This window comes from Frankia sp. AgKG'84/4, assembly GCF_023242965.2.
In the GTDB taxonomy this organism is placed as follows: Bacteria; Actinomycetota; Actinomycetes; order Frankiales; family Frankiaceae; genus Frankia.
Genome location: NZ_JALKFU020000332.1, coordinates 1 through 5,820, shown reverse-complemented (window position 1 = coordinate 5,820; position 5,820 = coordinate 1). Strand labels below are relative to the sequence as shown.

The following is a 5,820-nucleotide window of genomic DNA, read 5'->3' as shown; positions in this document are numbered from 1 at the left end:
GCCCGATGACGCAGCGCTCCCACAGCTGCCTTGTTCCTCGACTCGCAGACCACACTTGTGATGCGGGGTCGGCGCCGGCTGGCCACCGTACGGCGGGGCGGGCGGAGTGGGGGCGGGGGCCGCCTTGCGCCGATCGTGGACAGGCGGTGGCGGCGGGACAGGCGGTGGCGGCGGGGCGGGCGCGGGCGGGGCCTCCTCGGCCACCTCGCCGCCGTAGGACTGGATGAGTTCCGCGAGGCCGCCCTGGAAGCCCTGGCCGATCGCGGCGACCCGCCAGACACCCTTGCGGTAGACGTCGCCGATCATCACGGCGCGCTCGCTGCTGAAGTCGGCGCCGGTGAACGGGTAGCGCAGCACCTCGGTGCCACCGGCGACGACGCGCAGGTAGCCCGCGGAGATCGCGGCGGCGCTACCCGCTCCGTCCAACGCCGCGCAGAACGACAGCCGGCCGATCGACGCCGGCACCCGGTCGAGGTTGATCCGGAAGCCCTGCGTGTCGCCCTGTTGCGGGCCGACAAGCTGGATCGACGACTCCGGCGAGGCGGGCTGGTTGAAGAAGACGAAGTAGCGGTCGTCGGAGAGCCGGTCGTCGTTGTCCAGGCCGAAGCAGGAGATGTCCCACTCGCCGGGCGCGTTGATCTGAATCCCGACGTACAGGTCGGTACTCTGGGTGATCGTCGACAGCTGCGCCTTCTGCCCGCGACCGAACTGGGTGACCAAGGCACTCCCCTCCCTCGCCTGCCACCGGCCGCGCCAATCGGCCAGGCCCGTCCGCACGCGAACCGGACTGCGGGCAAACTAGCAGCTACCCGGCCGGCTGACCGAACACGCCGGCCAGCCGGACCCTGTCGGTGACGGGACACCCGCCGGCCCGCCCGCCGCCAGGCACCCGCGCGGTGTCGGTGGCCTGGCGGTTCACCGGGTCCGTGGGACCATCGCGGCGACATGGCTCCGCGCCCTCGATGATGAGTGGGGATCCCCGGTGAACGAGCACATCCTGGCCGCGGTTCGGCAGTATCTGGCCGTTCATCCGCAGGAGCGCGACGCGCTCGCGCCCCTGCTCGATCTTGCCGCGGGCACGGACCCGGCCGCGTCGCGCCACACGGTGCCGGGCCACGTCACCTGCGGAGCGATCGCCGTGGGCCAGGATCGACGGGTCCTTCAGGTCCGCCACCGGGGACTCGACCGCTGGCTGCTGCCCGGCGGGCACGTCGAAGCCGACGACCACACGCTGCGCGACGCGGCTGTCCGTGAACTCACCGAGGAGACCGGGATCCCCGCGGCGGCCGTCACCATCCTCTCGGACACCCCGATCGATATCGACGCCCACGAGATCCCGGCCAACCCCGACGAGGACGAACCCGCGCACACCCACTACGACTTCCGCTTCCTGCTGGAAATGGAGAACTGGTACTCGGGCCGCCCCGTCGACCTCCAGCTGGAGGAGGTCACCGCCCACCGCTGGGTCCCGGTCTCGGAACTCGCCGGCCGGCTCGGCGGCCGGGTCACGGCCGCCCTGCACGCCGGGTGAGGACCACGGACGGCGGTACCGGCGCGGCCGGGACGGCGGTACCGGCTGGGCCGCCTCGCGCTCGACGGCCGAGGTGTCGTTCACTGGAGCAATGCGTTATGTCGAGGGCAGCGTCACCACGGGCCCGAAACGGATCTCGAAGATCGGCCTGGGGACCTGGCAGTTCGGTTCCCGGGAATGGGGCTACGGCAGCGGCTACGCGGCCACGGACGCCGCGGACATCGTCCGGCGGGCACTGGAACTCGGGATCACCCTGTTCGACACGGCCGAGGTCTACGGCACGGGCCGCAGCGAGCGCATCCTCGGCGCCGCTCTGGCGAACGACCCCGACGCGCCGCGGCGCGCCTACCTCGCCACGAAGATCATGCCCGTGGTCCCGGTCGCCCCGGTCGTCGAGCAGCGCGCGGTGGCCAGCGCCGCCCGGCTCGGCACCCGCCATCTCGACCTCTACCAGGTGCACCAGCCCAACCCGCTGATCCGCGACCGATGGACGATGCCGGGCATGTCGGCCCTGCGCGCCGTCGGCCTGGTCGGCGATGTCGGGGTCAGCAACTACTCACTGGACCGCTGGCGCGAGGCCGATGCCGCGCTGGGCGCCCCGGTGCTGTCCAACCAGGTGCAGTACAGCCTGGCCCGGCCGCGCCACGGGGCCGCGCTGGTCGACTTCGCCGCCGCCGAGTCCCGCATCGTCATCGCCTACAGCCCGCTGGCGCAGGGGCTGCTCTCGGGCCGTTACGACGCCTCGAACCGGCCCGCCGGCCGGGTTCGCTCGGTCAACTCACTGTTCCTGCCGGAGAACCTGGACCGGGCGGCCCCGCTGCTCGACACGCTGCGCGAGGTCGCCAGGGCGCACGACGCGACCCCTTCGCAGATCGCCCTGGCCTGGGCGATCCATCATCCCCAGGTCGTGGCGATCCCCGGCGCCTCCAGCGTGAGCCAGCTCGAGAGCAACGCCGCCGCCGCCGACCTCTACCTCGCCGACGACGAGTACGACGCCCTGACCGCGGCCTCGGATCGCTTCACCCCGACCACCGGCACCGCGAACCTGGCCGCCCTGGCCCGCAGCGCCCTACGCCGCTGAGATCTCCCCGCGGCCTACCTGCCACGCAGGGCCGGCGGCGGGCGGAGTTGGCGCGATTCGACGATCTCGGCACCGACTTCGACGTGGTCCTCGACGACCTCGTCAGCCGAGGTTGGCTGGCCCGGTCCCCCGCCGGGGCCTTCGTGCTCACCCCGCGGGGCGAGGCGGGGCGGGCCCGGGCGGCCGAGCGCAGCGCGCGGACGAACCGCGCCTCCACGACGGCATCAGCGAGCGGGAGTATGCCGCCGCGCTCACCGTCCTCCGACGCATGATCGCGAACCTCGGCGGCGAGTCAGCGGCGATGCCGCGTGGCGGTACCCCCACCTTCGACCGGGTGGGGGTACCGTCCGCATGGCTTCCGGTTCCTGACCCGTCCGCCGGACACGTCAATGCGCAGTGGGGCCAGGTATGCGTCCCGGCGCCTCCATTGCCGACAGCCCTCCGGACAGGTAGCGAAGAATGACGTCGCCAACGCCGAAGTTCTCCGTTTTCACCCCCAGCCACCGCGCCCGATTTCTGGACGAATGCCTGGAAACCCTGCGAGCGCAGACCCGGTCCGACTGGGAATGGATCGTGCTGCTGAACAGCGGCGCCCGATGGCGCCCGGAGACTCCGGACGACCGCGTCAGAGTAGAGATCGCGGACGGGGTCAGCGGCGTCGGCGCGGCCAAACGCCGGGCCTGCGAGCTCGCCCGCGGCGAAATCCTCGTCGAACTCGACCACGACGACCTCCTCGCGAAGGACTGCCTCGCAGAACTCGCCACCGCCTTCGACGAGAACCCCGACGTCGCCCTCGCCTACAGCCACACCGCCCAGATCACCGAAAACGGCGACCGCGACGACAGCCGATTCGACGCGAGACACGGCTGGCAGTTCGAAGAGGTCGAAGTCGACGGCCGCCGAGTCCTACAGGCCATCGCCATGGCACCGACACCACACAACATCTCGTACATCTGGTACGCCCCCAACCACGTACGCGCCTTCCGGCGGCACATCTACGAAAAAGTCGGCGGCTACGACGCGAACCGCACGGTCCTCGACGACCAGGACCTGATGTGTCGCCTCTACCAGGCCGGCGACTTCCACCGAATCCCCCGCTGCCTCTACCTCCAACGACTACACGGCGAGAACACCCAACGCGACACCGACATCAACGCACACATCCAACGGGAAACCGTCGCACTATACGACAAGTACATCGAGGGCAACACACTCGCCTGGGCCACCCGCCGCGGCCTACACGCGCTGGACCTCGGCGCGGCCCACCGCAAACCACCCGGCTACCTCGGCGTCGACCAGTACCCAGGAGCCGGCGTCGACATCATCGCGACACTCCCAGAACCACTCGACCTCCCAGACAACTCCGTCGGCCTCATCAGAGCCGTCGACTTCCTCGAACACGTACCAGCGAAAATACCCCTGATCAACGAGCTCTACCGGCTACTGGCACCCGGCGGCATGCTCCTCACCCTGACCCCCAGCTCCGACGGCCGCGGCGCCTACCAGGACCCGACACACATCTCCTACTACAACGAGAACTCCTTCTGGTACTACACCGATGACCAGTACCGGGCCTTCGTACCCCAGATCCGAGCCCGATTCCAAAGATCACGACTGGTCACCTACTTCCCGACCGACTGGCACACCACGAACAACATCCCCTACGTCGCCGCCAACATGATCGCCCTCAAGGACGGCGCCGAACGATGCGGCGGCCCACTCCTGTGCGCCCCCCGCAAACCACTGCCGATCGAGCAGGCGGCAGCAGCGGACGCGAAGTAGCGGACGTTTTTCCGTGAGTCGCTATGGTTCGACCGGAGTAGAGACCTTCACCGGCGGCCGGCGCAACCGCGGCGAACACGACCTGCCGATTCGTCGCCTCGGCAGCGAGGAAAGGCCCCCGAGCCCGGGGGGCCCGATGCCTGGCACACCAACGAACACCACTTCACCGAAAAACGTGCGAAACAACGCGAGCGTCCGCCGCACACCCGACCTGTCACTGATCTCCCTCCGAGCCGGAGAGCCCGCTCGGTCCGACGAGGGGTAGTTTCGGGCGATAGAGCGCAACCAACCGGAAACTTTGACAATCCGTTCAGGTTCGCTCATTCGAATCGATCACAATCCGCGTGTCACAGCGGAAATGATCTCACCTTCTGATATCGATTACGGCACGGCGCGACGCTAATCGGGATGTCCAGAAAACCCATTGCGACACACTAGCAATCGCCGGAATTATGATACCCGCCACCAGAGTTTTCAGCCGAGCGCCGATGGCAGATCGGTTCCCGCCGCGCTGCCGGAATAGGGAAGTGGCGGCGGTATCCGCAAAATTCCCCACATTTCTATACCCTACGCCGCGACAGTCCTGATCCAGCTGGCGACCATTCTTACGGTCCGGGTACCGGCGATACACAAATCCAATGAGCAGCGTCTAGTCCGACCGGACAAAAGACGCTGCTCATCAACGATTCATGCTCTGTGTACCACGAAGGAACTGATCCAACAAACAGATCGACTATTCCGGGGCGGGGTCGGGTCGTCCCGGGGGGCCGACCACTGCCGCGAGTCACCACTCATCAGCTAGCAGGCACTAGATTCCCGCCAGCCATACGGCTCATTTCCACGAGAAAGCGCAGGCCACCTCTGTGAATCGACAAACACGTAACAAATCTCTCCTAAAAGCCGCTTTCATGGTGTCGGCGACCAGCGCACTGTTCGCCCCCATGGGGGTGAGCCAGGCGCTTGCCGCCAACGCCGCGCCAGCGGTGCAGGAGGCACCTGCGGTGCCGGGCACGGACGGGCTCGCGGTCCCTGTTACCAGGCTCCCGCAGCTGATTGATTTCGATGACGACGGTCCGCAGGGTCCGCAGGGGGACACCGGTGCCACCGGCCCGCAGGGTTCCCTCGGACCCACCGGACCAACCGGGCCCGCCGGGCCGCAGGGGGTTCTCGGGTCCACCGGTCCCGAAGGCCCGCAGGGTTCCCTTGGCGCCACCGGGGCGACCGGCTCGACCGGCTCGCAGGGCGCCACCGGCTCCAATGGAGCCACCGGCCCGGCCGGAGCCCAAGGCACCGCCGGCACCCCCGGTGAACCCGGCGTACAGGGATCCCAAGGCTTCCAGGGCGACACCGGCACCGCCGGCACCCCCGGTGAACCCGGCGTACAGGGATCCCAAGGCTTCCAGGGCGACACCGGCACCGCCGGCAC

General features: G+C 69.0%; 5 protein-coding genes and 1 pseudogene. 5 read left to right on the top strand and 1 reads right to left on the bottom strand.

Features of this window, described 5'->3' with window-relative positions:
• Positions 1-720 (bottom strand): TerD family protein (locus tag MXD58_RS18335; protein ID WP_250609626.1); only part of this gene is annotated, 720 nt, incomplete at its 3' end.
• A gap of 262 nt (positions 721-982) precedes the next feature.
• Here MXD58_RS18335 and MXD58_RS18330 point away from each other — a divergent pair.
• From MXD58_RS18330 to MXD58_RS18310, 5 genes and pseudogenes are all read left to right on the top strand, one after another.
• Entirely contained in the window at positions 983-1,531 is a 549-nt protein-coding gene (locus tag MXD58_RS18330; protein WP_248837864.1) for an NUDIX hydrolase, read from the top strand.
• 73 nt (positions 1,532-1,604) lie between these two features.
• On the top strand, positions 1,605-2,612 hold the full coding sequence (locus MXD58_RS18325; RefSeq protein ID WP_308301994.1) for an aldo/keto reductase: 1,008 nt from the start codon (positions 1,605-1,607) through the stop codon (positions 2,610-2,612).
• Between the two features lie 47 nt (positions 2,613-2,659).
• A complete protein-coding gene (locus MXD58_RS18320; protein WP_248837866.1) occupies positions 2,660-2,884 on the top strand; it encodes a hypothetical protein in 225 nt (74 codons plus the stop codon).
• Between the two features lie 187 nt (positions 2,885-3,071).
• On the top strand, positions 3,072-4,394 hold the full coding sequence (locus tag MXD58_RS18315; protein ID WP_250609625.1) for a glycosyltransferase: 1,323 nt from the start codon (positions 3,072-3,074) through the stop codon (positions 4,392-4,394).
• Between the two features lie 908 nt (positions 4,395-5,302).
• Positions 5,303-5,820, top strand: a pseudogene (locus MXD58_RS18310) (hypothetical protein); the annotation flags it as partial.

Coding starts and splice junctions, on each gene's coding strand:
- MXD58_RS18315 (WP_250609625.1), top strand. CDS start 3,072: ATGACGTCGCCAACGCCGAAGTTCTCCGTTTTCACCCCCAGCCACCGC.